Raw genomic sequence first — 26,718 nt, 5'->3', positions numbered from 1 at the left:
CGGACGTGCATCCGCCGGTAGTCTCGATCGGTGGAGATCGTCCGTCAGCTCGCCCGCTCGCCGGGTCTCGGCCGCCTGCTGGCCGTGCGTCTGGCGAGCCAGATGAGCGACGGCGCCTTCCAGGCCGCTCTGGCCTACTCGATCCTCTTCAACCCGGACCGGCACACTGCACCGCTGGCCGTGGCCGGCGGCTTCGCCGTCCTGCTGCTGCCGTATTCGGTGATCGGGCCGTTCGCGGGGGCACTCCTCGACCACTGGGACCGGCGACGTGTCCTGATCTGGGCGAACGTCGCCCGCGCCGCAGCGATCCTGCTGGTCGCCCTGGTCATGCGGGGCGGCTTGCCGGAGTGGACCGTGCTGCTCGGGGCGCTGCTCGTCACCGGCTGCAGCCGGTTCGTCGCCTCCGGCCTGTCGGCGGGACTGCCGCATGTGGCGCCACGGTCGCTGCTGGTGGAGGTGAACGCCGTGTTCACCACGCTCGGGGCCGGATTCCTCGCGGTCGGCGCCAGCATCTCGACGGTTCTGCGCCGCCTGTTCGGCGCCGACGACGTCGGGTCGGGCAGCACCCTGCTGGCCGGGGCGGCGCTGGCACTGATCGCTGCGGCCGTGGCCGCCGGTTTCGTGCGCCGCCAACTCGGTCCGGACCGGCCGGATGCGATGGACAGGTCGGCGCTGTACGCGGTCGGCCACGGCATGGGCCACGGCCTGCGCGCCGTCCACGACACTCCGACCGTGGCGGTGGTGCTCACCGGGATCGGCGTGCACCGGTTCGTGTTCGGCATCAACACCCTGATGTTCCTGCTGGTGGTGCGCACCCACGACTTCCGCGGTCTGCTCGGCGACAACGTGCAGGCGCTCGCGGTGATCGGCGCCTGTGTGGCGGGCGGCGCGCTCGTGGCCGCGTTCACCACGCCGGTCGGTGTGCACCGGATCGGACGACGGGGCACGGTCGTGGCGGCACTGGTCCTGGCCGCCGCCGCCGAGGCCGCGTTGATCCACCTGTCCGGTGTCACGATCTGTCTGGCCGCCGTCGCGCTCGGTTTCGCCGGGCAGACGGTGAAGCTGGTCGGCGACGTGGCCATGCAGTCCGACGTCTCCGACACCTACCGCGGTCAGGTGTTCGCGGTGCAGGACGCGCTGTTCAACACCGCGTTCGTGGTGGCGACGGTCGCGGCGGCGCTGCTGATTCCGGCGAACGGGGTGGATCCCGGGCTGGTGGTGTTCGCGGTGCTCGCCTACCTCGCCGGGGCGGCGGTGGTGTGGCGCCGTCATCCCGTCGGCCGACGTCCGTCCGCGGACCTCACCGCGTCCGCGTAGCCGTCCCCGTCGGTGTCCTCGAGGATCCGGTCCGGGCGGCCGTCGCCGTCCTCGTCCAACGGCAGTCGGCCGGTCCGGTGCCCGAGATCGATGGGCCGGTCCCAGACACCCCGGCCGTCGTCGGCGAGAACGGTCTCGGCGCGGCCGTCACCGGTGAGGTCGAGCATCGCCCGGTCGGCGATCCCGTCCCCATCGGTGTCGGCGAGCGCATCGTCGATCCGGCCGTCACCGTCGAAGTCGAGGGCCACCGCGTCGAGCACCCCGTCGCCGTCCAGGTCGAGGTCGGCGACCGATCGCCACACGGCCGGGTCGCCGTCGCCGGTGCCGAAGACGTATTCGATCGCATCCATGCGGTTTGGACGCGGGGGAGCGGTCGCCGGTTCCGCGACACGCGGGACTGTGCGTCAGGCCTCGGCCTGCTTCTGCGCCCACCATGCGGTGAGCGCCGCCTCGGCGTCGTCCCGCGACATCGGGCCCGAGTCGAGGCGCAGCTCCTTGAGGTAACGCCACGCCTCGCCGACCTGCGGGCCCGGCGGCAGGCCGAGCAGCTCCATGATGGCGTTGCCGTCCAGATCCGGACGCACCCGATCGAGGTCTTCGGCCGCCTTCAGTTCGGCGATGCGCCGTTCCAGGTCGTCGTAGGTCTCCTGCAGTTTGCGGGCACGACGCTTGTTCCGAGTGGTGCAGTCGGCGCGCACCAGTTTGTGCAGCCGCTCCAGCAGCGGGCCCGCATCGGTCACGTAGCGCCGCACCGCGGAATCGGTCCAGCGCCCGTCGCCGTACCCGTGGAACCGCAGAATGCAGGAACACGAGCTGCGCGACGTCCTCGACCATGGCCTTCGAATACTTGAGGGCGCGCATCCGCTTGCGGACCATCTTGGCGCCGACCACCTCGTGGTGGTGGAAGCTGACACCGCCGCCCGGCTCGTGCCGACGGGTGGCCGGCTTGCCGATGTCGTGCAGCAGGGCCGCCCACCGCAGCACCACGTCCGGGCCGTCGTCCTCCAGATCGATCGCCTGCTTCAGCACGGTCAGCGAATGGTGATAGACGTCCTTGTGCTGGTGATGCTCGTCGATGGTGAGCTTCATCCCGGGGATCTCCGGCATGATCCGCTCGGCCAGACCGGTCTGCACCATCAGGTCGATCGCCTCGATCGGATGCGCACCGCAGATCAGTTTGTCCAGTTCGGCCTGCACCCGTTCAGCGGTGATCCGCTCGATCTCGGCGTTCATCGCCGTGATGGCGTCGACGACGCGCGGGGCGAGCGTGAAACCGAGCTGCGAGACGAACCGGACGGCGCGCAGCATGCGCAGCGGATCGTCGTGGAACGAGTCCTCCGGCCGGGCCGGGGTGTCGATGACGCGGGCCTGCAGATCGGCCAGGCCGTCGAGCGGATCGCAGAACTCCTGGTGACCGCCCGGTCCGAGACGGACCGCCATCGCGTTCATGCGGAAGTCGCGGCGCACGAGGTCCCCGTCGAGGGTGTCGCCGAAGGTGACCTCCGGGTTGCGGCCGACGCGGTCGTACACGTCCGACCGGAACGTGGTGATCTCGATCAGGTGCCGGCCGTGAGCGGCGCTCACAGTGCCGTATTCGATGCCCGTGTCCCAGACCGTGTCCGCCCAGCCCGTGAGGATCTCGGCGATCGCCTCGGGGCGGGCGTCGGTGGTGAAGTCCAGATCGTTGCCGAGGCGGCCCAGCAGCGCATCGCGGACACTGCCGCCCACCAGGTACAGCTGGTGGCCACCGGCCGCGAAGAGGTCGGCCAGCGGATCGAGGACGTCGGACAGCTCGCGCAGCGCGATCGCCGCGCCGGCCAGAAGCCCCGCCTGGTCGCCGGTGTTCATGACATGTGAGCCTACCGAGCACCGCGAGCTCTCCGGTTCGCGGCCGAGGGCAGGCGAGTCTGAGGGAAACACTCAGTTTCCAACGGATAGAGTCGAGGTGTGTCCGCGGAATCCTCGATGAGTCGTCCGGGCGTCTCCGAAGACGTCCCGGCGGCCGGTGATCCGCAACCGAATCGGAACCGCCGCAACCGTCGTGGCCGTCGTCGTCGAGGACGCCGGGGCAAGGGCGGTCAGACCGACGCCGCGACCGCCGCGACCACGTCCGGCGCCGCCGTCGAACCGGACTCCGGCACCGCTCCGGCCGGCGACGACCCGGGCCCCAAGCCCTCCGATCTGGCCGCCGCGCGCCGGCGCCGCGATGCCGGTGCCGCCGCCCCGCGCGGAAAGAAGCGGAATCCGGGCGCCCAGCGCAAGAACGGCGGGCCCGAGCAGCGGCTCCGCACCGTGCGGGAGACGTCGGCGGGCGGACTGGTGCTGTCGCGGCTCGACGCCCCGTACGACGAGATCGAGGCGGTGCTCATCGGCCGCATCGATCGCCGCGGCCGGATGATGTGGTCGCTGCCGAAGGGCCACATCGAGACCGGCGAGACCGCGGAGACCACCGCGGTCCGCGAGGTGACCGAGGAGACCGGTGTCTCCGGTTCGGTGATCGCGCCGCTCGGCAAGATCGACTATTGGTTCGTCAGCGAGGGCAAGCGCATCCACAAGACGGTGCATCACTTCCTGCTCCGCTACACCGGTGGTGAGCTGTCGGACGCCGACTACGAAGTCAGTGAAGTCGCCTGGGTCCCGTTGCCCGAGCTTCCACGTCGTCTCACGTACTCTGACGAGCGACGGCTCGCCCGGACCGCCGAGGGCGTCATCGAAGAACTCCGCGGGGATCCGGACCGTCTGGCCCGCTCCGAAGCCGAGGCCAACCGCACCGAGCCGAACGACTATGAGAAAGCCGCAGCCGCCCGCAACCAGCGCCGCAAGGACCCGGCACCCCCGGCCAAGCCGCGCCGGCGGCGCCGGCGTCCGCGGCGCCCGAACGGCGCGACCGGCAGCGGTTCGCCGGATGCGGGCGGAGCGGTCGCGGGCGACGGTGACGGCTGACGCGCGGCACCCGCGGCCGATCCTCGTCCTTGTCGGCGTCCTCCTGCTGGTCGCCGGTCTGCTTCCGCTGACCGCGGGAACCGCCCGGGCCGCCGATCCCGGCTACGCGGATCTCACCGTCGACGAGATCACGCCGTCGATGGTCACGTCGGCCGCCGGCACCGTCCACGTGCGCGGCACCGTCACCAACACCTTCGACCGCCCGATCAGCGGGCTACGGGTGCAGTTGCGGCGCGGCGACGCGATCAAGGCGGCCACCGATCTACGGACCTCCCTGATGGCGCCGGTGTCGGCGTTCACGGTCGAATCGCCGGGCACGGCGCTCACCTCATCACTGGCCGCCGGGGGCAGCACCGACTTCGATCTCGAGGTGCCGGTGAACGGCACGGACGGTCTGCGCATCGACGACACCGGCGTCTATCCGCTGATGGTGTCCGCGGTGGGTGATCCGGAGAGCGGGGGACCGGTCCAGGTCGCCGAGTCCCGCACGCTGCTGCCGGTGATGTCGCTGCCCGCCGACCCCGCCCGTGCCGCGTCGTTCAGCGGCGATCCCCGGATCGGGCGCGACGGGGAGTTGGGTCCGGACACGTCCGAACCGGCGATCCTCACCATGCTGTGGCCGCTGGCCGCCTCGCCGCAGCTGGCGCCCGGCGTACTCGGCGGCGGGACCGAACCGTTGCGTCTGATCAGCGACCAGCTGGCCGGCTCCCTCAAGCCGGACGGCCGTCTCGGCGGACAGCTCGAAGCACTCAAGGCCGCCCTGGCCGGCGACGACGCCGAATCGCGGCTGCGCCGCAGTCTCTGCCTGGCGATCGACCCCGACCTGCTCGTCACCGTCGAAGGCATGACGCACGGCTACGTGGTCGCCCAGAACCCCGCCGACCCGCAGTCGCCCACCAGTCCGGGCACCGGGCAGGCCGCGGCCACCGCCTGGCTGACCGGGCTGCGGCAGATCGCGCCGAAGACCTGCGTGGTCGCCCTGCCGTACGCGCAGGCCGGACTGGACTCGCTGCACGTGATCAACGATCCGACCCTCGCGTCGTCGGCGCTGAACGACCCGTCGGACATCGTCGATCAAGTCCTCAACATCCAGTCGGTGCGCGGTTTCACGGTGCCGGCCGTCGGCACCCTCACCGAGCAGGGACGTGACGTGATGGTCGCCGCCGGCTCCACCACCGCGGCGGTCGCAGCGTCGGCCGTCGATCCGGCCGGCCGCACCACCACCGGACGGTACAAGTCCGGATCGGCGTCTCTGCAGACCTACGACATGCCGGTCAGCGCCGCCCTCGGCGCGGTCGGCGGTCGCCCCGTGATCCCCGCGATCGTGCCGTCGTGGCAGCAGCCGCAACTGAACACCGAGTCGGCGGTGAGCCGGCGCCAGTCGGCGGTCGCGGCTCTCGCCTTCCCGGCCCTGACCCCGACGGATCCGTCGGCGCAGGCCCCGGTCACCGGCCGCAGCGCGTTCGTGATGCCGCCGACCTACTGGTCGCCGAGCAAAGACGACGCGGCCGCACTGCTCTCCGCCGCCGGCACGCTCCTGGGCTCCGATGCGGCTGTCGAACTGCCGCTGGCCGACCTGGCCGCACATCTGTCGTCCACCGACACCGACACCCGGCTCGTGACGCCCGGCGACATCGATCCGGTGGTCGCCGAGGGGTTCCCGATCTCCTCGTCCAACGCCGAGACGATGCGGCAGCAGGTGGCGCTGGCCGGTCAGTTGCAGTCGTCGCTGGTGGGCCACAAGGACACGACCATCACCACGCCGCAGACCTACCTGCAGCCGCTGCGGCAGGACCTGTTGCGTGCCGCCGCCACTCCGGCCGAATCGTCCCTCGACGCAGCACGCACCGCGCGCGCCGGCCGGATCGCGTCGGTGTCGTCCACCCTGAGCCGCATGAAGCAGTCGGTGTCGCTGCTCGATCCGGGAGGCCGCTACACGCTGGCCTCCGAGCGCAGCCCACTGCTGCTGATCGTCCGCAACGAACTCGCCCTCCCGATTCGGGTCCAACTGGGCATCGACGCTCCGGAGGCGCTGCACGTCGGCGACGTCGGCACCGTCGAGATCCCGCCGATCGGCACCCGCCAGCTTCAGATTCCGACCCATGCGACGACGTCGGAACGCGCCACCGTGAAGATCGCGCTGAAGACGTCCACCGGCGTCTCCCTGAACGATCCGATCGAATTGTCCGTGTTCTCCAACCGGTACGGCCGGCCGTTGTTCTGGATCACCATCGGCGCGGCGATCGTCTTGGTGCTTCTGACGGCGCGCCGACTCTGGCATCGTTTCCGGGGTGAACCCGACTCCGCGGACGCCGACCGTCCGGAACCGGACGATCGGGAACGTGAGCTCGCGTCGGCCTCGTACCAACAGCGTCTCGAGGTCACTCGAGAGGAACAGGCCGAACCGCGTGACGCCGAGGAAGGGAAGGATGCATGACCTCCGGTCCTGACGATGCGCACGACGGCCGTCACGAGTCGGCGGGCCGCACCCGCGCCCATCCGCAACGGCACGCGCCGGTCGCCGGACGTCACGAGACCGGACCGGCCGCCGCGTCGTCGACCCCCGACATCCTGACCCCGGAGCCGGAGCCACGCCGGCGGCCGCAGAAGATCGCGGCGGCGATCGAGAAGACCGAGGCCGAGCAGACCAGCGACGCCTCGGTGATGAAGACCGGCGGCTCCATCGCCGTGGCCACCCTGATCAGCCGCATCACGGGCTTCATCCGCACCGTGCTGGTGCTGGCGATGCTGGGCCAGGTGGCCTCGGCGTTCCAGGCCGCCTACGTGCTGCCGAACATGATCGCCGAGGTCGTGCTGGGCGCCGTGCTGACCGCGATCGTCATCCCGGTCCTGGTGCGCGCCGAAGCCGAGGATGCGGACGGCGGCCGCGAATTCATCAACCGCATCTTCACCCTCACCCTGACGGTGCTGGGTGCGGCGACACTCATCGCCGTGGTGGCGGCGCCGCTGCTGACCATCCTGAACGTCGGCGCGGACAGCAAGGTCGACCGGTCGCTGACGACGTCACTGGCCTATCTGCTGTTGCCGGGCATCCTGTTCTACGGTCTGTCCGCACTGTTCATGGCGATCCTGAACGTCAAGAACGTGTTCAAACCGGGTGCCTGGGCACCGGTGGTGAACAACATCGTGCAGATCGTGACGCTGGTGGCGTTCGCGGCCATCCCCGGCGACCTCACCGACGGCATCACCGATCCGAAGATCCTGGTGCTGGGCATCGGCACCACGATCGGCGTCATCGTGCAGGCCGTCATGCTGCTGCCGTACCTGAAGAAGGTCGGTGTCCGTCTCAGCATCAAGTGGGGTCTGGATGCTCGGCTCCGCCAGTTCGGCAACATGGCGCTGGCGATCATCACCTACGTGCTGATCCTGCAGGTCGGCCTGATCATCACCTACCGGATCGGCGCGTCGGCCACCGAGGACGGCATCGCCGCCTATGCGACGCACTGGCAGCTGCTGCAGTTGCCGTACGGCGTTCTCGGCGTCACCATCCTGACCGCGATCATGCCGCGGCTGTCGCGCAATGCGGCCGCCGACGACACCCCGGCGGTCATCGACGACATGTCGCTGGCCACCCGCCTCACCATGATCGCCCTGGTGCCGACGGTCGCGTTCATGACCTTCTTCGGCCCGGCGATCGGCCTGGCCATCTTCAACTTCGGCAAGTTCCACGGCCACGAAGCCTCCCAGCTGGGTTCGGTGCTCGCCTGGGGCGCCTTCACCCTGATCCCGTACGCGATGACGCTGGTGCAGTTGCGCGTCTTCTACGCCCGCGAGGACGCGTGGACGCCGACCCTCATGGTCCTGGGCATCACCGTCGTCAAGGTCGCGCTCTCCTATCTGGGCCCGGTGATCTTCGACGATCCCGATCTGGTGGTGCGCTGGCTGGCCGTCGCGAACGGTGCCGGATATCTGGTCGGCGCGATCGTCGGCCACTACCTGCTGGTCAAACGGCTCGGGAACGCGAAGCTCAAGGACGTCACCCGCACGTCGTACCTGACGATCATCGTGTCCGTCGTGGTCGCGGCGGCGGTGTGGGGTGTGGCCCGCCTGACGCATCTCGACCGGATGAGCTCGCACGACAAGATCAGCTCCATCGTCTACCTCGGCATCACCGGCATCGTGGTGCTCGGCGTCATCTACCTGCTGCTGACCGCGCTGCGGCTGCCGGACATGATGACCATCAGCGATTCGGTCCGTCGCCTGCTGGGCCGGTTCATCCCGGCCCTGGCTCCGGCACCGACCGCCGCCGTCACCAGTGCCCCGACGCCGGCCGAGACCACCATGACCATCCGGTTCTCGCCGGTCGGCGACGATATGCCGTTCGCCAGCCAGGTGGAGGTGCACCGCGAGTACGACGCGAACACGTCGTCGTGGAAGGCGGTCACCAGCACCAGTGGCGGTGCGGTGGGCGAGACCATGGTGATTCCGAAGGTCGTCGACGGGGCAGGAGCCGTCCCGGCCGCCGCCGTGTCGGGTCCGCTGCCCCAGACCGTCGAAGCCCGGGCTCCCGAACCCCCGGCTCCCGAGCCCGCTGCCGCCGTGCCGACCGCCGCCGCACCCGCATCGGCGCCCGTCCCGGCACAGCCGGGCGCCCGCGGCCCGCGCCTGATCGCCGGCGCCCTGGTGGGCGGCGGTCGCTACCGTCTCCTCGAACAGCACGGCGGCACCCGCGGACTCCAGTTCTGGCACGCCTCCGACGTGCAGCTGGGCCGTGAGGTCGGACTGACGTTCGTCGATCCCGACCAGCAGGCCCCGGCCTGGCAGCCCGGTGACGCCGCCGACGCGGCGGAGGGCCCCCAGGCCGTCCTGAACCGGACGCGCCGCCTCGGACAGCTCCGGACCCCCGGTGTGGCCCAGGTGCTCGACGTGGTGCGCGGCGCCTCCGGCGGCATCGTGGTCACCGAATGGGTCCGCGGCTCGTCACTGGCCGACGTCGCCAGCACCGATCCGTCGGCCACCGGTGCGGCCCGCGCGGTCCGGGCACTCGCCAACGGCGCCGAGCTCGCCCATCGCGCCGGCGCTGCCCTGTCCATCGATCATCCGGACCGCATCCGGGTGAGTGTCGACGGCGACGCGGTCCTGGCCTTCCCGGCGGTCCTCGACGGTGATGACCGGGCGACGGACGTCCGCGGCCTCGGCGCCGTGCTCTACGCCCTGCTGCTGAACCGGTGGCCGCTCGATGACGCGTCCGGACGCGACCTCGTCACCACGGCGACGGTGTCCGCACCGATCGGCGGCATGGAGCCCGCCGAGCCCGACCCGGCCGACCCGACCCTGCCGATCGCCCCGGCCAAGGCCCGCGCCGGCATCCCGTTCGACGTCTCGACGGTCACCGCCCGCGCCCTGGAAGGCGGCCAGGGCATCCGGACCGCCGGCACGGTCGCCCACATCCTCGATTCGGCGACGGTCGTCGATCTGCCGACCGAGGTGATCCCGCGCGACGCCTCGACACCGGTGAAGCCGCTGTCGGTGGCCCCGATCAGCCGGACCCGGCGGGAACGTCTGCTGGGCGAGGGCGAGTCGGGCAAGCGCAACGGCGCCCTGCTGATCGGCGCCGGCCTGTTCGTCGTCTTCCTGGTGATCGCCCTGGTGCTGTGGCTCACGAACGCCTTCGGTGCGAAGGACCAGAACGATCTGGACGAGTTCCTGCCCTCGACGGCCACCACCGCGCCCGGCTCGTCCACCGCTGCACAGCCGCATCCGGTGGCCCTGAGCTCGGTGACCCTGTACGACCCGAACGGCGATCCGGACACCACCGCCCAGCAGCGGGTCGGCAACATCCTGCGTGGCACACCGCCGCCCTGGAAGACCTCCCAGTACCGCGGCACCGCGAAGTTCGGCAACCTCAAGGACGGCATCGGCCTGATGTTCCGGATCCCGGCCGGCAGCAAGGTCTCGGCGGTCACCATCGCCACCGAGACGCCGGGCCTGCAGGTGGAGATCCGGTCGGCGAATCGCGCGAAGCCGAAGTTCGCGGCGACGTCGATCGTCGGAAACGGAACGCTCTCGAAGCGGACCTCGACGATCACGCTCGCCGGCCCGGCCGACGGCAAGTACGTGCTGGTGTGGATCACGCAGCTCGCCAAGACCGACGAGGGCTACTACCAGGCGGTCATCGACAAGATCTCGATGACCGGCGACTGACGGTCAGGCCGCGAGCTTCTCGCGCTGCTCCTTGAGGGCGGCCGGCTCCCAGCCCGGCGGGCCGAAGATGTAGCCCAGCTTGTCGCGGACGCGGGGAGCGCCGGCGACGTCGTGCGCCAGATTCACGTACTCGTGCGTCTGCAGCTTCCAGATGTTGAAGGTGCCGACCGGCTTGGTGAGCCCGTAGTGCGGGCGGAACAGTTCGGGCTGGAAGCTGCCGAAGAGGCGATCCCAGATGATGAGGGTGCCGCCGTAGTTGCGGTCCAGGTACTCCGGATCGCTGCCGTGATGCACGCGGTGATGCGACGGGGTGTTCATCACGAACTCGATGGGGCGGGGGAGCTTCTCCACCCGCTCGGTGTGGATCCAGAACTGGTAGACGAGATTCAGCGAGTAGCAGGCGAACACGACGGCCGGCGGAAAGCCGAGGGCGGTGAGCGGCGCCCACATGATCATGCTGAGCGAGTTGTTCCACTTCTGGCGCAGGGCGGTGGAGAAGTTGAAGTACTCGCTGGAGTGGTGCGCCTGGTGGGTGGCCCAGACGAGGCGGACGCGGTGCGCGGTGCGGTGCTCCCAGTAGAACAGGAAGTCCAGGGCCACGAAGGCGATGACCCAGGTGTACCAGGCGCCGATCGGCAGCTGCCACGGCGCGACGTAGGTGTACAGCGCGCTGTAGCCGAAGAGGGCGATGAACTTGCCGAACGCCGAGGTGAAGATCGAGACGAAGCCCATCCACAGCGAGGCCTTGGTGTCCTTGCTGTCGTAGGCGCCGCGCTCGTGGCGGCCGTCGTCGGTCTTCTCGTCGTGTTCGAGCTTCGCGGCGGCGAAGTACTCGAGTCCGAGCATGATCACGAAGAAGGGAATCGCGAGCACGGTGGGCTCACGCATCGCGGCGGGGAGGAAGTCGAGCATGTCTCCAGATCCTTCATCAGTTTCTGACACGGTGCCGTGTCAGATAGTAACTGTGTTAGATGGTACCGGGTCCGGTACCCCTTTTCGCAACCCCGATCCGTAGAATCATCCCTCATGACAGAGCGCAAGGAACGCGTATACGGCGGAGTGAGCGCGGAAAAGCGTCGCGAACAGCGGCGTGCCGCCCTCATCGAAGCCGGGCTCCAGCTCTTCGGCACCGAGGGGTATCCCAACGTTCCGGTGAAGAAGATCTGCGACGAAGCGGGCCTCACTCAGCGCTACTTCTACGAGTCCTTCTCCGACCGTGAAGACCTCCTCGCCGCGGTTTACAACGCCAGCGTCGAGGAACTGCGCAACGCCACCCTCACCGGCGCCGCCGGATTCCTGCAGACCGTGCCCGGGGTCGCCGACGGGGGACCCGTCCCGGCCGAGGCCATCCCGGAACTGGCACGCACCACGTTCGGCGCCTTCATCGACAACCTGGCTCAGGATCCGCGGCGCGCCCGTGTCATCCTCATCGAGGTCGTCGGCGTCAGCCCCGCCCTCGAGCAGCTGCGCCTCGGCGCCATTCACGACTGGGCGTCGATGATCCTCGGTTTCACGCCGCGCCGCGAGAATCCGACCCAGAGCGACCGCCTGGCCGCCATCGGTCTGGTCGGCGCCATCACCCAGCTCCTGGTCGACTGGCAGATGGCCGCCACCACCCCGATCAGCGACGCCGCCGGCCCGGACCTGTTCACCCCCGAGGCGATCCACGACGTCATCACGCAGATGATGGTCGGCATCTACAACCAGGTGTTCCGGGCCGACTCCTAGGTCCCGATCCTCTCGCTGATCGCCTCGACGGCGTCGTCGAGCCCTTTGACGACGAACATCCACTGGGAGCCGTCGCCGAGCGTCAAGCACAGCTGCGGGGCCTTGCCGCCGGAGAAGAAGCCGCCGGTGCCGGGCACACCGGCGACCGCCGCGACGAAGGTCAGCGCGACCGAGAACCGGGTGCCGTCCACGCGGGACGCCAGCCCCTTCGGCTCGAACACCACATGGGTGTCGGTGAGCTGCAATTCACCGCGGGCCACGCCGCGTCCGACCGGTCGTGCCGCACTCCAAGACTTCACCCGGTCAGGATAGGTCCGGTCCAGCGGGCCCACATCCCGGCCCGGGGAACACCAGCCCCTACTCTGGTGTTGCACATTGCGATCGCGCGCACGACATCTCGACGGAGGACCGATGACCGACACCGACAACCAGATCCATGACGTGATCATCGTGGGATCCGGTCCGGCCGGCTACACCGCCGCGATCTACGCGGCCCGCGCAGAACTCAAGCCCGTCGTCTTCGAAGGCATCGCCTTCGGCGGCGCGCTGATGACCACCACCGAGGTGGAGAACTTCCCCGGCTTCCGCGAAGGCATCCAGGGCCCGGAACTGATGGACGAGATGCGCGAGCAGGCGCTGCGCTTCGGCGCCGACCTGCGCACCGAGGAGGTGGACGCGATCCGCCTGACCGGCGATGTCAAGGACGTCGAGGTCGCCGGCGACGTGTATCGCGCCAAGACCGTGATCCTCGCGATGGGTGCCGCCGCCCGGTACCTCGACGTTCCCGGTGAGCAGGACTTCCTGGGCCGCGGCGTCTCGGCCTGCGCCACCTGCGACGGCTTCTTCTTCAAAGACCAGGACATCGTCGTGGTCGGCGGCGGCGACTCGGCGATGGAGGAGGCCACCTTCCTCACCAAGTTCGCCCGCAAGGTCACGCTGATCCACCGTCGCGACGAGTTCCGCGCCTCCAAGATCATGCTGGAACGCGCCAAGGAGAACCCGAAGATCGAGTTCCTGACCAATGCGACGGTCGCCGAGGTGAAGGGCGACGGCGGGGTCAACGAGCTGGTCATCGAGGACACCCGGACCGGCGACACCACCACCCTCGCTGCCACCGGCATGTTCGTCGCGATCGGCCACGATCCGCGCAGCGACCTGGTGCGCGGGCAGGTGGACGTCGACGACGACGGGTACGTGAAGGTCGACGGCCGCAGCACCTACACGAACGTTCCGGGCGTCTTCGCCTGCGGTGACCTCGTGGACCACACGTACCGCCAGGCCATCACGGCCGCCGGCAGCGGCTGCAGCGCCGCCATCGACGCCGAGCGCTGGCTGGCCGCCCAGGAGTGACGCCCGGCGTCACCGACACTCTGTTCCGACTAGAAGGAGATCCCTCATGACCGCCCCCATCACCGTCACCACCGACACGTTCCAGGCCGAGGTCCTCGAGTCCGACAAGCCTGTCCTCGTCGACTTCTGGGCCACCTGGTGCGGCCCGTGCCGGATGATCGCGCCGGTGGTCGACGAGATCGCCAAGGACCACGCCGACACCATCACGGTGGCCAAGGTGGACGCCGACGCCAACCAGGCTCTGATGAGCGATCTGCAGATCATGTCGATCCCCACCCTGATCCTGTTCTCCGGCGGCAAGCCCGAGGTCACCATCACCGGCGCCAAGTCGAAGTCGTTCATCCTGCGGCAGCTCGCCCCGTACCTCGGCGACGCCGCCTGACCGTCGACGGTCACCGAAGCGATACTGAGGTTCGCGACACATAGCGCTGTTCATTTGTCGCGGCCGGTCGAAGGCTGAGACAATGGACGACGATTGAGAAGGGAGGCGGTCTCGCCGATGTCGATTCTGCGTGTGGGGGATACAGGTCCCGGCGTCGCCGAGATCCGCGGCATCCTCACCTCGCTCGACCTCCTCGACGACGACCAGCAGCCTTCCGGCCGGCACGCCGTGCGCTCCGACGACGTCTTCGACGCCGACTGCGAGCGCGCCGTCCGCGCTTTCCAGCAGACGCGCGGCCTGACCGCCGACGGCGTCGTCGGCACCGCCACGTACAACGCGCTGCGGGAGGCCTCGTACCGTCTGGGCAGCCGCGTCCTGCTGTTCCGTCTGGCCGGCACCATGACCGGCGACGACGTGGCCACGCTGCAGGCCCGGCTGCAGAACCTCGGCTTCTATCACGGTCTGGTCGACGGCCGTTTCGAAGAGGACACCCATCACGCGGTGTGCCTCTATCAGAGCGAGTACGGGCTCTCCTCGGACGGCATTCTGCGGACCGGAGACCCTGCGGTCGCTGGAGCGGCTCGGTTCGCGTGTCACCGGTGGTTCCCCTCACGCCATCCGCGAGGAAGAGCATGTGCGGCGCAGCGGCCCCCAGCTGTCCGGCAAGAAGATCCTCATCGATCCGGGTAGTGCCGACGGCGGCGAGGACGAGAACGAGCTCCTGTGGGATCTGGCGGCCCGTCTGGAGGGCCGCATGTCGGCCGCCGGCATGACCACGTTCCTCTCGCACGATCGCAGTTCGCGTCCGACCGACCAGGAGCGGGCGAAGGTCGCGAACGTCATCGACGCCGATCTGCTCATCGCCCTCCGCGTGGGCCACTACAAGAACGACCGCGCCAACGGTGTCGCGTCGTTCTTCTTCGGCACCCACCACGGCTCGTACTCGACCATCGGGCGCAACCTGGCCGGCTACATCCAGCGTGAGGTCGCCGCGCGCACTCCGCTGCAGGACTGCCGCACCCACGGCCGCACCTGGAACGTGCTGCGCCTGACGCGTATGCCGGCGGTCGTCATCGAGTCGGGCTACATCACCAACCCGCACGACGCGGCGCTGCTCGCCGATCCCGATTTCCGCGACACACTCGCCGATGCGATCCTCGTCGCCGTGAAACGGCTCTACCTCCAGGGCGAGAACGACCGCCCGACCGGCACCTACACGTTCGCCGACCTGCTGGCGGCCGAGCAGCTCCCGTACTGATCTAGCCGGACGATCCGCGCCGGGCGTGCGCCGGTACCATCGGACGCGAAACTCCTTGCAGTGCAACGGTTTCCGAGATGAGAAGCTTCTCCAGCGCACGCTCGACCTGAGACTTCCAGCCCAGTCCCTGATTCAGATCGAGACGCAGCCGGGGCAGATACTGATCCGGGGCGATCACCTCGAACCCGGCCTCGGCGAGCAGTCCGGTGTCCATGAGGCACTGCCGGCAGACATTGTCGGCGGCGCCGCCACCGAGAAGCAGTGACACCAGATCGCCGGCCAGCCCCGAATCGGTGGCGGTGAGTCCGAAGGCCTCCACGGCACGGGCACCACGGCCGATCACGTCGGCGACGACGGCGTCGAGCAGTGCCGCCCGGTAGTCCTCGAATCCCGGCTCGGTGCCGATGGCGGTCAGCAGGATCGCATCCGGACTGACCGGGGCGGTGGGGAAGCGTTTGGCCCGCGGCACCCGGCCCGGTGGCGCGTAGAAGGCGGTGCCGACGATCCGGCCCGTGGACTCCTCGACGGCGACCTGACAGCACGTGCCCCATTCGAGCATCAGACCGGAGACCCAGGCCTCCTTGTCGAACTCGCTCTCATAGCCACCGGGGGAACCGGTGAGTGCGGCGTCGAGGGTGTCGGTGCCTCCGTCGGGGTCGACTTCCCAGAAGACGCACCGGCGGTTGTGGAGAGGCAGGCGGTCGAAGCCGTCCAACTCGAGCGGCGAGATCGACACGCGCACCGAACCCCTCCTTCCACCTGGCCGTCACCGGCCGAAAATGCCGGTGTCACAGTGACGTTTCGGACCGGTGGCCCCGGTAGGGGGTCTCCGATGTCCGATTTCGCCTATTTTCCGTCGATGATCTCGACGATGCGTTCGAGGTCGTCCACCGACCCGAATTCGATGACGATCTTGCCTTTCTTCTTCGCGAGGCTCACCGTCACCTTGGTGTCGAGTCGATCGGACAGCCGCTCGGCGACGTCCTGCAGTCCCGGCATGACGAGGGGCGGCCGCTTCTTGCCCGGGGTCGCCGGATCCGGCGCACCCTCACGGTTGGCGAGGGTCACCGCCTCCTCGGTCGCTCGGACCGACAGTCCCTCGGCGACGATGCGGGCGGCGAGAGCCTCCTGAGCATCCTGGCCGTTCTCCAGAGCGAGCAGTGCGCGGGCATGGCCGGCGGACAAGACGCCCGCGGCGACGCGGCGCTGAACCGGCACCGGCAGCTTGAGCAGACGGATCATGTTGGTGATCACCGGGCGCGAACGGCCGAGCCGGTTCGCGAGCTCCTCGTGGGTGACGCCGAACTCCTCCAGCAGCTGCTGGTAGGCGGCCGCCTCTTCCAAGGGATTCAGCTGGGCCCGGTGGATGTTCTCCAGCAGCGCGTCGCGCAGCAGATCACCGTCACTGGTCTCACGGACGATCGCGGGGATCGCCTCCAGACCGACGGCCGTGCTCGCGCGCCAGCGGCGCTCGCCCATGATGAGCTGATAGCGGACGCCGCCCGCCTTGGGGGAGGGCAGCTCACGCACGACGATCGGCTGCATGAGGCCGAACTCGCGGATCGAGTGCTCCAGCTCGGCCATCGCCTCTTCGTCGAAGACGGTGCGCGGCTGATCGGGATTGGGCTCGATCTGGGCCGGCGGGATCTCCCGATAGACGGCGCCCACCTCGTCGACGGTGCCGGTGTCGGTGGCGGGTGCACCGCCGATGACGACGTCGGCGGCCGCCGAGCCCATCCGGGTCGTGTTGGCACCGCCCGGCGCGGAGTTCTCGTCGCCCTCCACCGGACCGGTGGGGATGAGGGCCGCCAGACCGCGGCCGAGGCCGCCTCGCTTCTGCTGACTCACTGAACGTCGTCCTTCCGTGCACCCTGCAGCGCGAGCTCACGCGCCGCGTCCAGGTAGCTCATGGATCCCCGCGAACCGGGGTCGTAGTCGATGATGGTCATGCCGAAGCCGGGAGCCTCGGAGACCTTGACGCTGCGGGGGATGATCGTCGACAGCACCTTGTCGCCGAAGTGACCGCGGACCTCGGCGGCCACCTGGTCGGCCAGCTTGGTGCGGGCGTCGTACATCGTCAGCAGGATCGTGGAGACGTGCAGCTGCGGGTTGAGGTGGGCCTGCACCATCTCGATGTTGCGCAGGAGCTGCCCCACGCCCTCCAGGGCGTAGTACTCGCACTGGATCGGAATCAGGACTTCACGCGCCGCGACCATCGCGTTGACGGTCAGCAGGCCCAGCGACGGCGGGCAGTCGATGAGGACGTAGTCGAATCCCATCTCCGCGAGTACGTCGTCGTTGAGTGCGTTCCGGAGACGGCTCTCGCGTGCGACCACCGAGACGAGCTCGATCTCGGCGCCTGCCAGGTCCAGGGTGGACGGCACGCAGAACAGGTTCTCATTGGCCGGCGACCGCTGGATGGCGTCCCGCAGGGGGACCTCGTCGAGCAGCATCTCGTAGACCGAGTTGATCCCGGGGGCACGGTGATCGATCCCCAGTGCCGTACTGGCGTTGCCCTGAGGATCGAGGTCGATGACCAAGACCCGGAGTCCGCGGAGCGCGAGACCGGCGGCGAGGTTGACCGCCGAGGTGGTCTTACCGACGCCGCCCTTCTGATTCGCGACGGTGATGACGCGCGGACGGGGCGGGCGCGGCAGCGTGCCGGCGGCCCCCGGCGTCAAGACCTGACTGGCCCGCTCCGCCGCCGCGGCGATCGGGGTGTCGGCATAGCTCTCGCCGATCGGGGAGGGCGTTTCACGTGAAACGGCTCCGTCATTGCTCTGCACGGCTGTGCTCCTCTTCGGTCGTCTTCACTCATTCTGCGTTGTCGGTACGACGGACACCAATCGCCAGGTGACCGTCGCGGCTACCGCTTCTTCGCGCTCCGCCGGCGCTTACCGTCTGCGGCGACGGCGACCCGATCACCCACCACGGCGATCGAGGGCGGGTCCACGATTCCCTCGCCGATCGTGACCGTCCGCAGACCGGTCAGACCGAGCCGGGCAACCGCCTCCCGGTGCGCCGCGATCTCCTCGGGGGCCGAACTTCCCTTCAGGGCGACGAGGCGGCCGCCGACCCGGATCAGAGGAGCCGACCACTTCGCCAGCCGATCGAGGGGAGCGACGGCCCGTGAGGTGCACACGTCCGCTTCGCCGACCTCGGCTCGGACCGCGGCTTCTTCCGCTCGCCCGCGCACGACGGTCACGTTGTCCAGACCGAGCTCCTCGACGACCTCGTCGAGAAAGACGGTGCGCCGGAGGAGGGGCTCCACGAGGGTCACCGAGACGTCGGGCCGCGCGATGGCGAGCGGGATACCGGGCAGGCCCGCTCCACTGCCGATGTCGACGACGGACTCGTCCTGCTCGATCGCCTCGGACAGGACGCCGCAGTTGAGCAGATGCCTCGTCCACAGTCGTGCCGGCTCACTCGGACCGATCAGCCCGCGCAGCACACCCTCGTCGGCGAGGAGTCGTGCGTACGCCGCGGCCAGCTCGGTCCGGTCACCGAACACGGTGGCCGCACTCTCCGGCTGTGCCTCGCACTCTTGCACTTGCTTGGTCATGAAGGATCCTCCCGGTACACCGTTCCACGAACCCGCGGTGTTTCACGTGGAACGTCTCGAACTACACGCGTGTGATTATCGTCCCCAGAACGAAGAAAGCCCCGGCCGATGGCCGGGGGCTCTCTTCTCTCGTCAGGGTAGGCGAGTCACTCCTTGATGACCACCACACGACGCTTGGGCTCGGCGCCCTCGCTCTCGCTGTAGACACCGTCGACCGCGGCGACCGCGTCGTGCACGATCTTCCGCTCGAACGGGGTCATCGGCTCCAGCTCTTCGCGCTCACCGGTCTCCCGCACGCGCTCGGCCACATCCGTGCCCTGCTGCGCCAGACGGGTGCGACGATCCGCACGCCACCGGGCGACGTCCAGCATCAGCCGGCTGCGGTCGCCGGTCGCCTGCTGCACGGCCAGACGGGTCAACTCCTGGAGAGCGTCGAGCACCTCGCCCTTGCGGCCGACGAGCTGATCCAGGTCGTCGCCGCCGTCGATGCTCACGATCGCCCGGTCGCCGTCGACGTCCAGGTCGATGTCGCCGTCGAAGTCCAGAACGTCGAGCAGCTGCTCGAGGTAATCGCCGGCGATCTCTCCCTCTTCGACGAGACGCTCCTCCTCGGTCAGCTCACGTTCGTCGGTGCCCGCCTCGGGTGCGGCCGTGTCCTCAGCCGTGGTCTCCTCCACCGGAGCCTCTGCTTCGCTAGTCATCTCTACCTCACTCATCTGTCAGAAGTTCTCGTGCACGCCGGGTGGTTACCGGCGGCCCTTCTTGCTCTTGCCGCCCTTGGCGCCGGCCTTCTTCGCCGGCGCCTTCTTGGCCGCGGTCTTCGCCGGAGCGGCGGTGCCGCCCTGGAGGGTCTTGGCGTCGGGAGCATCCGAGGCGGTCGTGCTGAGCCACGGATCGTCACCGGACACGGTCAGGACCGACTCGATCAGCGCACCGGTCGCCTCCTTGTCGGTCGGTGCCGCCAGCCACCGGCTCGCGACGGCTTCGGCCGGAGTACCCGCCAGCAGTGCCAGGCCCTCCTGGCCGTCGGCCGGGGTGCCTCCGCCCTTGCCGCCCGCGAGGCGCTTGAGGCCGGAACCGGCCGGCGCCGCCGCGATCAGCCGGACCTGTGCCAGCTTCTGCTCCACGTCGGCCACATCGATCGAGCCGGCGGGAGCCTCGGCGGCCTCCGAACGGAGATCCTCGTAGATGCTCGCGGCCTGGCGCGCGTAGGTGCGGGCGTCGTCGTACTTGCCCTCACGGAACAGTCCGATCGACGTCAGGCGCGCGAACTCGGCCCGGCGCTCCTTGCCGAGCGAGGGGAGCGGAGAGTCCGGATTGGCATCCGACCACGCCTGCTCGTAGGCGCTCAGCTGTGCGCTGTCGTCGCGCATCACGGTGGTCAGTCGCGTGTTGTGTCCCTCGCCCAGCCAGGACACCAGCTGCGCGCGGCGCAGAGTCAGGAAGTCTTCGAGGGCTCCCAGGTTCGCGTCGTCGGCGCCGGCGTCCTTGCGCGCGGCGTCGACCCACGTGGCTGCGGCCGCGGTCTTCAGATCCTGATCGCTGGAGTTGCGGACCACCTGACCGGCGGCCTGCACCAGGCCGTTGCGGTCGCGGTACTTCCAGTCGGCGTTGCGCTGGCCGTAGCGAACGACCTTCCGGAACTCACCGTCGGCGTCGCTGGTGCGCCCCTCGGCCAGTGCGGTGAAGCCGCGGTTCATGGTCTTGCGCGGATCGAAGTTGCTCGGCAGCGGCTTCTCGCCGGGGCGGGGGGCGGCGGCCTTGCGCTTCTCTTCCTTGATGGCGCGGGCGTGATCCTCTTCCTTCGCGATACGGCCGAACACGATGTGCTGCTGTCCGTAGGTCCACGCGTTGTTCGCCATCCAGTACAGAAGGATCGCGACGGGGAAGATGAAGCCGGACACCAGGATGCCGAGCGGGAACACGTACAGCGCCAGCTTGTTCATGATCCGGGTCTGCGGGTTGTCCGCGGCCTCCGGGCTCTGACGGGCCACCGAGGCGCGAGAGTTCATGTGCGTCGCGAACGACGAGATCAGCATCAACGGCACCGCCACGGCGACGATCTGCCAGCGCGCGAAATCGATGGCGTGACCCGGTTCGACGAACGCCTGGAACTGGTGGACCGGCTCGGTGATGTACGACGAGAGCGGGACACCGAAGAGTCGCGCGTCGAGGAAGTTCTGGACGAGCTCACCGCTGAAGCCGTAGTTGCTGTAGCTCCGGGTCTGCTCGACCGTCAGGTTCAGGCTGGAACTGCCGAAGTGCAGCTTGCTGGTGCTGCCGTCGGGATTGGTGCCCATGCGGTTGAACGACCGCAGCACATGGAACAGGCCGATGAAGACCGGCACCTGCAGCAGCATCGGGAGGCAGCCCAGGAGCGGGTTGAAGCCGTGCTCCTTCTGGAGCTTCTGCATCTCCTCGGTCATCTTCACGCGATCGTTCGCGTACTTCTTACGGATCGCCTGCATCTGCGGATTGATCTCCTGCATCTGCTTCGTCGTGCGGATCTGCTTGACGAACGGCTTGTACAGGATGGCGCGCAGGGTGAAGACCAGGAAGATGACCGACAGCGCCCAGGCGATGCCGTTCCACCCGGCGGTGTTCGGCAGGACTGCGTCGAACAGCCAATGCCAGACCCACATGATCCAGGAGATCGGGTAGTAGATGAAGTTGAGCACGGCTCACTGACCCCTATCTGAAGTCGTCGCGGTTGCGACATCGGTGACGGAAGCATGGTGGTGGCGCGGCGGCACCGGGTCGTATCCCGGCTTGTGCCACGGCCCGCATTTGAGCAGTCGCCAGATCGACAGCGCTCCGCCCACGAAGAACCCGTGGACCTCGAGCGCCTCGACGGCGTACCCGCTGCAGGTCGGTTCGAACCGGCACGTCGGCAGACGCATCGGCGAGACGTACGAGCGGTACAGCTCGATGAGGAAGATGACGGCCCGGCGCGGAAACAGCCGGATCTGGTCGACCATCACGCCCGCTTTCCCCGACCGAAGCCCCGGCGCAGCTGCTCGGCGAGGTCGGCCGACGAACAGCCGGCCGCACTCGGGCGCGCGCGCAGGACCACGTAGCTCTCCGGCGTCGGGAGGGCATCCTTGCTGGCGGCGAAAGCGTGACGAAGCCGTCGAGCGACCCGATGGCGGACGACGGCGTTGCCGACCTTCTTGGAGACGATCAGTCCGAGCCAGGGACCGCCGTGAAGTGAAACGTCCTCACGGATCCCCGTCGAGTCGGGGAAGTCCTGCGGGACGGGCGCGATATGAATCACCACATCATGCGCCGAAACCCGCACACCCTTGTCGAGTGTGCGGGCGAAGTCGGCGCTACGCGAGATCCGCGTCGAGTCGGCAGACACCGAAGGGGCCGGCAGACTTCACGCGTCTCAGGCGCTGAGCTTGGCGCGGCCCTTGGTACGACGACCGGAGATGATGCTGCGACCGGCACGGGTCCGCATGCGCAGACGGAAGCCGTGCTTGCGGGCACGACGACGGTTGTTCGGCTGGAAAGTGCGCTTCCCCTTGGCCATGGGAACTCCTCGGTTCTGTACTGCTGGTGGTCTACGGCCCACGTGCGGTGGCTTCGGTTGCCGGAGTGACCGGGCGAACCAGCCAGCGGACGCGTGTGGGCGACCTGTCGAGGGTACTGGTCCGGGCGTGTCCAAATCAAACTTGCGACTATCCTCGGATATCCTGATCGGCTTTCATCCAGGGCGGTCGGACTGTGGACTACTCCGCGCCTGTACTCCACAAGTGTGGATAACATTGTGGATACTCCGCTCGCCAGGTGCAGGTTTGTCTCTGTTCCGGCGAGCCGACGCTTGTGGACGAGCGCCGGATTCACACCGAATAACCGAAGGGGGAGAGCGTGGCCGACGACACCGAGTCGTTCCGTGATGTCTGGCAACAGGTCGTCAACGAGCTCACCAACGATCTCGACCCCGACTCCCCGCCGCTGACGCCTCCCCAGAAGGCGTGGCTGTCACTGGTCAATCCGTTGACGATCACCGCCGGCTTCGCCTTGCTGACCGTGCCGAACGCATTGGTGCAGGAACAGGTGGAGCGCCGGCTGCGTGAACAGATCAGTTCGTCGTTGTCCCGGCATCTCGGTCAGCCGGTCGAGATCGCCGTGCGCATCGCCGAGGCCCCCGAGTCCGAGACCGTCGAACCGATCGAGTCGCCGGCCGCGACCGAGCCGGTCGTCGATGACGAACCCGCCGACACGTTCGCTCCCCGCCCCGAATCGGATTCGTCCGCACCGCAGACCCGGGACTGGGCCACCTACTTCGATGATCGCGGCACCACCGCACCCACTCCGAGCACCACGACGCTGCATCCGAAGTACACCTTCGACACCTTCGTGATCGGTGCGTCCAATCGTTTCGCACACGCCTCGGCGGTCGCGGTCGCCGAAGCGCCGGCCCGCGCCTACAACCCGCTCTTCATCTGGGGCGAGTCCGGTCTGGGCAAGACGCATCTGCTGCACGCCGCCGGCCATTACGCGCAACGACTGTTCCCGGGGATGCGTGTGAAGTACGTGTCGACCGAAGAGTTCACCAACGACTTCATCAACTCGCTGCGTGATGATCGGCAGATGGCGTTCAAGAAGCGCTACCGCGACGTCGACATGCTGCTGGTCGACGACATCCAGTTCCTGGAAGGCAAGGAAGGTATCCAGGAGGAGTTCTTCCATACCTTCAACGTGCTGCACAACAGCAACAAGCAGATCGTCGTCTCGTCGGATCGTCCGCCGCGCATGCTCGCCACACTCGAGGATCGTCTGCGCACCCGATTCGAATGGGGCCTGATCACCGACGTCCAGCCCCCGGATCTGGAGACGCGCATCGCGATCCTCCGGAAGAAGGCGCAGATGGACGGCCTCGCGGCACCGGATGACGTGCTCGAGCTGATCGCGTCGAAGATCGAACGCAACATCCGCGAGCTCGAGGGAGCGCTCATCCGCGTGACGGCGTTCGCGTCGCTGCAGAACGCCGAACTGGATCTGCCGCTCGCCGAGGTGGTCTTGAAGGCACTGATGCCCGATGCCGGCGCCCCCGACATCAGCGCGGCCAGCATCCTCGCGATCACGGCGGACTACTTCGACATCAGTGTCGAGGATCTGCGCGGTCCGGCGAAGGGGCGCGACATCGTGCGGCCGCGTCAGATCTCCATGTATCTGTGTCGCGAGCTCACCGATCTGTCGCTGCCGCGCATCGGTGAGGCGTTCAATCGCGATCACACCACCGTCATGCATGCCGAGCGGAAGATCCGTAAGGACCTGGGTGAGAAGCCGGACGTCTACGACGACGTCCAGCAGCTGACCGCCCGCATCAAACAGCGCGCCCGCTGACCCGACCCTCGGGTGCTGCTTGAGAGTTGCGCGGGAGCCTCGTCATCGGATTCATGCAGGTGACCCCGCGGCGAAAGCCGTGTGGACAACCTGGTGACAAACCGGGGCCCGGCTGTGGACCGACCGTGTACGGAAAGTGGATGAAATGCTCCGTCCACATCGCCGCTGAACTGTCCACGATGCGCGTCCCCAACGACTCCACACCGCGCCGCGCCGTGTCACCAGCATCGTCGGACGCTGTCCACAGATTCCACAGGACCTATTACTGATAAGAATTTCTCTCTAGGAATCTTCTTTTCAAAACAGGATTGGGGATACACAGCCGGACGGACTCCGTCCGCCCGGCGCTGAGGAGAAGGGCCCCGCATCACCGGACTCACTGCACCCACTCACGTCTCGCGCTCTAGAGTGGGTTCCGGCGATCGTTTCCTCGCCGGGTCAGTCACACCTTCGTGACTGTCGGCTTGTCGAGAAGGGCTTAACCAGCAGATGAAGTTTCGTGTCGTTCGCGACGAGTTCGCTGATGCCGTCGCATGGGTCGCCCGGAGCCTTCCCACTCGACCGCCCGTCCCCGTCCTCGGCTGTGTCGTTCTGACCGCCGGCGATACCGGACTGCAGGTCGCCGGGTTCGACTACGAGGTGTCCGCGACCGAAACCATCTCCGCCGAGGTCGCCGAGCCGGGAACCGTCCTGGTCTCCGGCCGTCTGCTCGCCGACATCACCCGTGCCCTCCCGGCCAAGCCCGTCGACGTGAGCATCGACGGTGCCCGCGTCGCGATCTCGTGCGGCAGCTCCAAGTTCTCCCTGCCGACCATGCCGGTCGAGGACTACCCCGAACTTCCGACCGTTCCGGAGCCGACCGGCACCGTCCCCGGCGATCTGTTCGCCGAGGCCGTATCGCAGGTCGCCGTCGCCGCCGGCCGTGACGACACCCTTCCGATGCTGACCGGCATCCGGGTGGAGATCGAGGGCGACCGTGTCGTTCTGGCCGCCACCGACCGTTTCCGCCTGGCGGTCCGGGAACTGCAGTGGGCTCCGGCCTCCGCGTCGGCGACCGGTGCCGCACTGGTTCCGGCGAAGACTCTGGCCGAGGCGGCTCGTTCCGCCGGCGCCGACCACGCCGGTTCCGTCGAAGTGGCCTTCGGTTCACCCGAAGCCATCGGCGCCGACGGCATCCTGGGCATCACCAGCAACGCGAAGAAGACCACCACGCGACTGCTCGACGCCGAGTTCCCGAAGTTCCGCCAGCTGTTTCCGGCCAGCCACACCTCGGTGGCGTCGATCAACAGTGCTTCGCTGATCGAGGCGATCAAGCGTGTGTCGCTGGTCGCCGAGCGCGGTGCGCAGATCCGGATGGACTTCTCCGGCGACTCAGTGATGCTGACGGCCGGCGGCGACGAAGCCGGCAAGGCCGAAGAGGCGCTCGACGTCCAGTTCTACGGCGAACCGATTCTGATCGCGTTCAACCCCACGTACCTGCTCGACGGGTTGGCCGCCATCGGCGCCGAGACGGTCGAGTTCGGTTTCACCAATCCCGAACCGGACGGTTCCGGTGAACGTCGTGCCGCGATCCGCCCCGCCGTCCTGCGTCCTTCGTCCGGTGCCGATCCCGTCGCCGACGAGACCGGGGCGTTCGTCGCTCCCGACAGCGAGTTCAGTTACCTACTCATGCCGGTCCGCCTGCCGGGCTGACCGTCACTTCACCGATCGAGAGGAATCATCATGCAACTCGGACTCGTTGGTCTGGGCAAGATGGGCTCCAACATGCGCACGCGCATCAAGGCGGCCGGACACGAGGTGGTCGGTTACGACCCGCGTCCGGAAGTCAGCGACGTCAAGGATCTGAAGGAACTGGTCGCCAAGCTCGACGCGCCGCGCGCGGTCTGGCTGATGGTTCCGGCCGGTGAACCCACCGAAGAGAACGTGAAACAACTCGCCGAGCTCCTCGAGCCGGGCGATGTGGTGATCGACGGCGGCAACTCCAAGTACACGGGCGACCAGCCGAACGCGGATCTGCTCGCGAAGAAGAAGGTCGGCTTCATCGACTGCGGTGTGTCCGGCGGTGTCTGGGGTCTGGAGAACGGGTACGGCCTGATGGCCGGCGGTTCGAAGGAGGACGTCGCCAAGGTCATGCCGATCTTCGATGCGTTGCGTCCGGCCGGCCCGCGCGAGAACGGTTTCGTGCACGTCGGCCCGGTCGGTGCCGGTCACTACGCGAAGATGGTCCACAACGGCATCGAGTACGGCCTGATGCACGCGTACGCCGAAGGATACGAGCTGCTCGATGCGGAGCCGCTGATCGAAGACGTCACCGGCACCATGAAGGCGTGGACGCAGGGCACCGTCGTACGGTCGTGGCTGCTCGACCTGCTGGTTCGTGCGCTGGAAGAGGATCCGGGTCTGGCCGAGATCTCCGACTACTGCACCGATTCCGGTGAGGGTCGCTGGACCGTCGAAGAAGCGATCCGCCACGCCGTTCCGCTGAACGTCATCTCCGCCGCGCTCTTCGCCCGTTTCGCCTCCCGTCAGGAGAGCTCGCCGGCACTCAAGGCCGTGTCGGCGCTGCGGAACCAGTTCGGCGGCCACGCCGTGCGTGATCTGTCCGGCAAGGAGGTCGGCGAGACCGCCGATCCCAACGCCGCACCCGGCGCCAAGTAATTC

21 protein-coding genes and 3 pseudogenes are annotated in these 26,718 nt (G+C 68.4%); 11 read left to right on the top strand and 13 right to left on the bottom strand.

Annotated elements, in window-relative coordinates:
* Positions 1–30: 30 nt before the first annotated feature.
* The gene (locus QM774_RS11500) at positions 31–1,317 is read left to right on the top strand and encodes an MFS transporter (protein WP_414976002.1); all 1,287 of its coding nucleotides are present in this window, start codon (positions 31–33) and stop codon (positions 1,315–1,317) included.
* Here QM774_RS11500 and QM774_RS11495 read toward each other — a convergent pair.
* Both QM774_RS11495 and QM774_RS11490 read right to left on the bottom strand, forming a co-directional pair.
* Positions 1,269–1,667, bottom strand: a complete 399-nt coding sequence (locus QM774_RS11495) for a hypothetical protein (protein ID WP_414976001.1) — start codon at positions 1,665–1,667, stop codon at positions 1,269–1,271. The genes QM774_RS11500 and QM774_RS11495 overlap by 49 nt on opposite strands.
* 54 nt (positions 1,668–1,721) lie before the next feature.
* Positions 1,722–3,165, bottom strand: a pseudogene (locus QM774_RS11490) (CCA tRNA nucleotidyltransferase).
* Between the two features lie 99 nt (positions 3,166–3,264).
* On the opposite strand from QM774_RS11490, the gene QM774_RS11485 reads away from it, so the two are divergent.
* The 3 genes from QM774_RS11485 to murJ are packed head-to-tail and all read left to right on the top strand — an operon-like array spanning position 3,265 to position 10,425.
* Entirely contained in the window at positions 3,265–4,260 is a 996-nt protein-coding gene (locus QM774_RS11485; RefSeq protein WP_414976000.1) for an NUDIX hydrolase, read from the top strand.
* Positions 4,250–6,697: a DUF6049 family protein gene (locus QM774_RS11480; RefSeq protein ID WP_414975999.1), complete on the top strand. Its 2,448-nt coding sequence runs from the start codon at positions 4,250–4,252 to the stop codon at positions 6,695–6,697. Before QM774_RS11485 ends, QM774_RS11480 begins: the two co-directional genes overlap by 11 nt.
* Entirely contained in the window at positions 6,694–10,425 is a 3,732-nt protein-coding gene (murJ, locus tag QM774_RS11475; protein ID WP_414975998.1) for a murein biosynthesis integral membrane protein MurJ, read from the top strand. The genes QM774_RS11480 and murJ overlap by 4 nt, the downstream gene beginning before the upstream one ends.
* A gap of 3 nt (positions 10,426–10,428) precedes the next feature.
* On the opposite strand, the gene QM774_RS11470 is transcribed toward murJ, so the two are convergent.
* Positions 10,429–11,337, bottom strand: a complete 909-nt coding sequence (locus QM774_RS11470; protein WP_414975997.1) for a sterol desaturase family protein — start codon at positions 11,335–11,337, stop codon at positions 10,429–10,431.
* Positions 11,338–11,451: 114 nt separating this feature from the next.
* Between QM774_RS11470 and QM774_RS11465 the strand changes: the two genes are divergently transcribed.
* A complete protein-coding gene (locus QM774_RS11465) occupies positions 11,452–12,153 on the top strand; it encodes a TetR/AcrR family transcriptional regulator (RefSeq protein WP_414975996.1) in 702 nt (233 codons plus the stop codon).
* Here the strand turns inward: QM774_RS11465 and QM774_RS11460 are convergent.
* Positions 12,150–12,452, bottom strand: coding sequence for a hypothetical protein (locus QM774_RS11460; protein ID WP_414975995.1), 303 nt, complete (start codon positions 12,450–12,452; stop codon positions 12,150–12,152). The two genes, QM774_RS11465 and QM774_RS11460, sit on opposite strands and share 4 nt — an antisense overlap.
* Before the next feature lie 112 nt (positions 12,453–12,564).
* Between QM774_RS11460 and trxB the strand changes: the two genes are divergently transcribed.
* The 3 genes and pseudogenes from trxB (at position 12,565) to QM774_RS11445 (ending at position 15,143) form a co-directional block, all read left to right on the top strand.
* Entirely contained in the window at positions 12,565–13,503 is a 939-nt protein-coding gene (trxB, locus tag QM774_RS11455) for a thioredoxin-disulfide reductase (RefSeq protein ID WP_414975994.1), read from the top strand.
* A gap of 46 nt (positions 13,504–13,549) precedes the next feature.
* Positions 13,550–13,885 (top strand): thioredoxin, encoded by a 336-nt coding sequence (gene trxA, locus QM774_RS11450; RefSeq protein WP_414975993.1) that lies wholly within the window; start codon positions 13,550–13,552, stop codon positions 13,883–13,885.
* A gap of 117 nt (positions 13,886–14,002) precedes the next feature.
* Positions 14,003–15,143: pseudogene (locus QM774_RS11445) on the top strand (N-acetylmuramoyl-L-alanine amidase).
* Position 15,144: 1 nt separating this feature from the next.
* Here QM774_RS11445 and QM774_RS11440 read toward each other — a convergent pair.
* From QM774_RS11440 to rpmH, 9 genes and pseudogenes are all read right to left on the bottom strand, one after another.
* The gene (locus tag QM774_RS11440; RefSeq protein ID WP_414975992.1) at positions 15,145–15,885 is read right to left on the bottom strand and encodes a hypothetical protein; all 741 of its coding nucleotides are present in this window, start codon (positions 15,883–15,885) and stop codon (positions 15,145–15,147) included.
* A gap of 104 nt (positions 15,886–15,989) precedes the next feature.
* Positions 15,990–16,991: a ParB/RepB/Spo0J family partition protein gene (locus tag QM774_RS11435; protein ID WP_414975991.1), complete on the bottom strand. Its 1,002-nt coding sequence runs from the start codon at positions 16,989–16,991 to the stop codon at positions 15,990–15,992.
* Positions 16,988–17,929 carry a ParA family protein gene (locus QM774_RS11430; protein ID WP_414975990.1) on the bottom strand — a complete coding sequence of 314 codons (942 nt, stop codon included), beginning with the start codon at positions 17,927–17,929 and terminating at the stop codon, positions 16,988–16,990. Before QM774_RS11430 ends, QM774_RS11435 begins: the two co-directional genes overlap by 4 nt.
* An 80-nt stretch (positions 17,930–18,009) precedes the next feature.
* Entirely contained in the window at positions 18,010–18,705 is a 696-nt protein-coding gene (gene rsmG, locus QM774_RS11425) for a 16S rRNA (guanine(527)-N(7))-methyltransferase RsmG (RefSeq protein ID WP_414975989.1), read from the bottom strand.
* A 146-nt stretch (positions 18,706–18,851) separates the two neighbouring features.
* Positions 18,852–19,406: a protein jag gene (locus tag QM774_RS11420; protein ID WP_414975988.1), complete on the bottom strand. Its 555-nt coding sequence runs from the start codon at positions 19,404–19,406 to the stop codon at positions 18,852–18,854.
* Positions 19,407–20,435: 1,029 nt separating this feature from the next.
* Positions 20,436–21,383, bottom strand: a pseudogene (yidC, locus tag QM774_RS11415) (membrane protein insertase YidC); the annotation flags it as partial.
* Positions 21,384–21,386: 3 nt separating this feature from the next.
* Positions 21,387–21,683, bottom strand: coding sequence for a membrane protein insertion efficiency factor YidD (gene yidD, locus QM774_RS11410; RefSeq protein WP_414975987.1), 297 nt, complete (start codon positions 21,681–21,683; stop codon positions 21,387–21,389).
* Positions 21,683–22,066, bottom strand: coding sequence for a ribonuclease P protein component (gene rnpA / locus QM774_RS11405; protein WP_414975986.1), 384 nt, complete (start codon positions 22,064–22,066; stop codon positions 21,683–21,685). Before rnpA ends, yidD begins: the two co-directional genes overlap by 1 nt.
* A 27-nt stretch (positions 22,067–22,093) precedes the next feature.
* Complete coding sequence (gene rpmH, locus QM774_RS11400; RefSeq protein ID WP_414975985.1) at positions 22,094–22,237, bottom strand: 50S ribosomal protein L34; 144 nt, start codon at positions 22,235–22,237, stop codon at positions 22,094–22,096.
* A 338-nt stretch (positions 22,238–22,575) separates the two neighbouring features.
* On the opposite strand from rpmH, the gene dnaA reads away from it, so the two are divergent.
* The 3 genes from dnaA (at position 22,576) to gnd (ending at position 26,715) form a co-directional block, all read left to right on the top strand.
* Complete coding sequence (gene dnaA, locus QM774_RS11395; protein ID WP_414975984.1) at positions 22,576–24,057, top strand: chromosomal replication initiator protein DnaA; 1,482 nt, start codon at positions 22,576–22,578, stop codon at positions 24,055–24,057.
* A 489-nt stretch (positions 24,058–24,546) separates the two neighbouring features.
* Positions 24,547–25,749, top strand: coding sequence for a DNA polymerase III subunit beta (gene dnaN / locus QM774_RS11390; protein WP_414975983.1), 1,203 nt, complete (start codon positions 24,547–24,549; stop codon positions 25,747–25,749).
* Between the two features lie 30 nt (positions 25,750–25,779).
* Entirely contained in the window at positions 25,780–26,715 is a 936-nt protein-coding gene (gene gnd / locus QM774_RS11385; RefSeq protein ID WP_414975982.1) for a phosphogluconate dehydrogenase (NAD(+)-dependent, decarboxylating), read from the top strand.
* Positions 26,716–26,718 lie beyond the last annotated feature (3 nt).

Source organism: Gordonia sp. (in: high G+C Gram-positive bacteria), assembly GCF_047600565.1.
In the GTDB taxonomy this organism is placed as follows: Bacteria; Actinomycetota; Actinomycetes; order Mycobacteriales; family Mycobacteriaceae; genus Gordonia.
Note: the sequence above shows the minus strand (reverse complement) of the source record. Positions and strands in the feature narration are given on the sequence as shown.

Coding starts and splice junctions, on each gene's coding strand:
- rsmG (WP_414975989.1), bottom strand. CDS start 18,705: ATGACCAAGCAAGTGCAAGAGTGCGAGGCACAGCCGGAGAGTGCGGCC.
- yidD (WP_414975987.1), bottom strand. CDS start 21,683: ATGGTCGACCAGATCCGGCTGTTTCCGCGCCGGGCCGTCATCTTCCTC.
- QM774_RS11465 (WP_414975996.1), top strand. CDS start 11,452: ATGACAGAGCGCAAGGAACGCGTATACGGCGGAGTGAGCGCGGAAAAG.
- rpmH (WP_414975985.1), bottom strand. CDS start 22,237: ATGGCCAAGGGGAAGCGCACTTTCCAGCCGAACAACCGTCGTCGTGCC.
- trxA (WP_414975993.1), top strand. CDS start 13,550: ATGACCGCCCCCATCACCGTCACCACCGACACGTTCCAGGCCGAGGTC.
- QM774_RS11470 (WP_414975997.1), bottom strand. CDS start 11,337: ATGCTCGACTTCCTCCCCGCCGCGATGCGTGAGCCCACCGTGCTCGCG.
- trxB (WP_414975994.1), top strand. CDS start 12,565: ATGACCGACACCGACAACCAGATCCATGACGTGATCATCGTGGGATCC.
- murJ (WP_414975998.1), top strand. CDS start 6,694: ATGACCTCCGGTCCTGACGATGCGCACGACGGCCGTCACGAGTCGGCG.
- QM774_RS11495 (WP_414976001.1), bottom strand. CDS start 1,667: ATGGATGCGATCGAATACGTCTTCGGCACCGGCGACGGCGACCCGGCC.
- QM774_RS11420 (WP_414975988.1), bottom strand. CDS start 19,406: ATGACTAGCGAAGCAGAGGCTCCGGTGGAGGAGACCACGGCTGAGGAC.
- dnaN (WP_414975983.1), top strand. CDS start 24,547: ATGAAGTTTCGTGTCGTTCGCGACGAGTTCGCTGATGCCGTCGCATGG.
- gnd (WP_414975982.1), top strand. CDS start 25,780: ATGCAACTCGGACTCGTTGGTCTGGGCAAGATGGGCTCCAACATGCGC.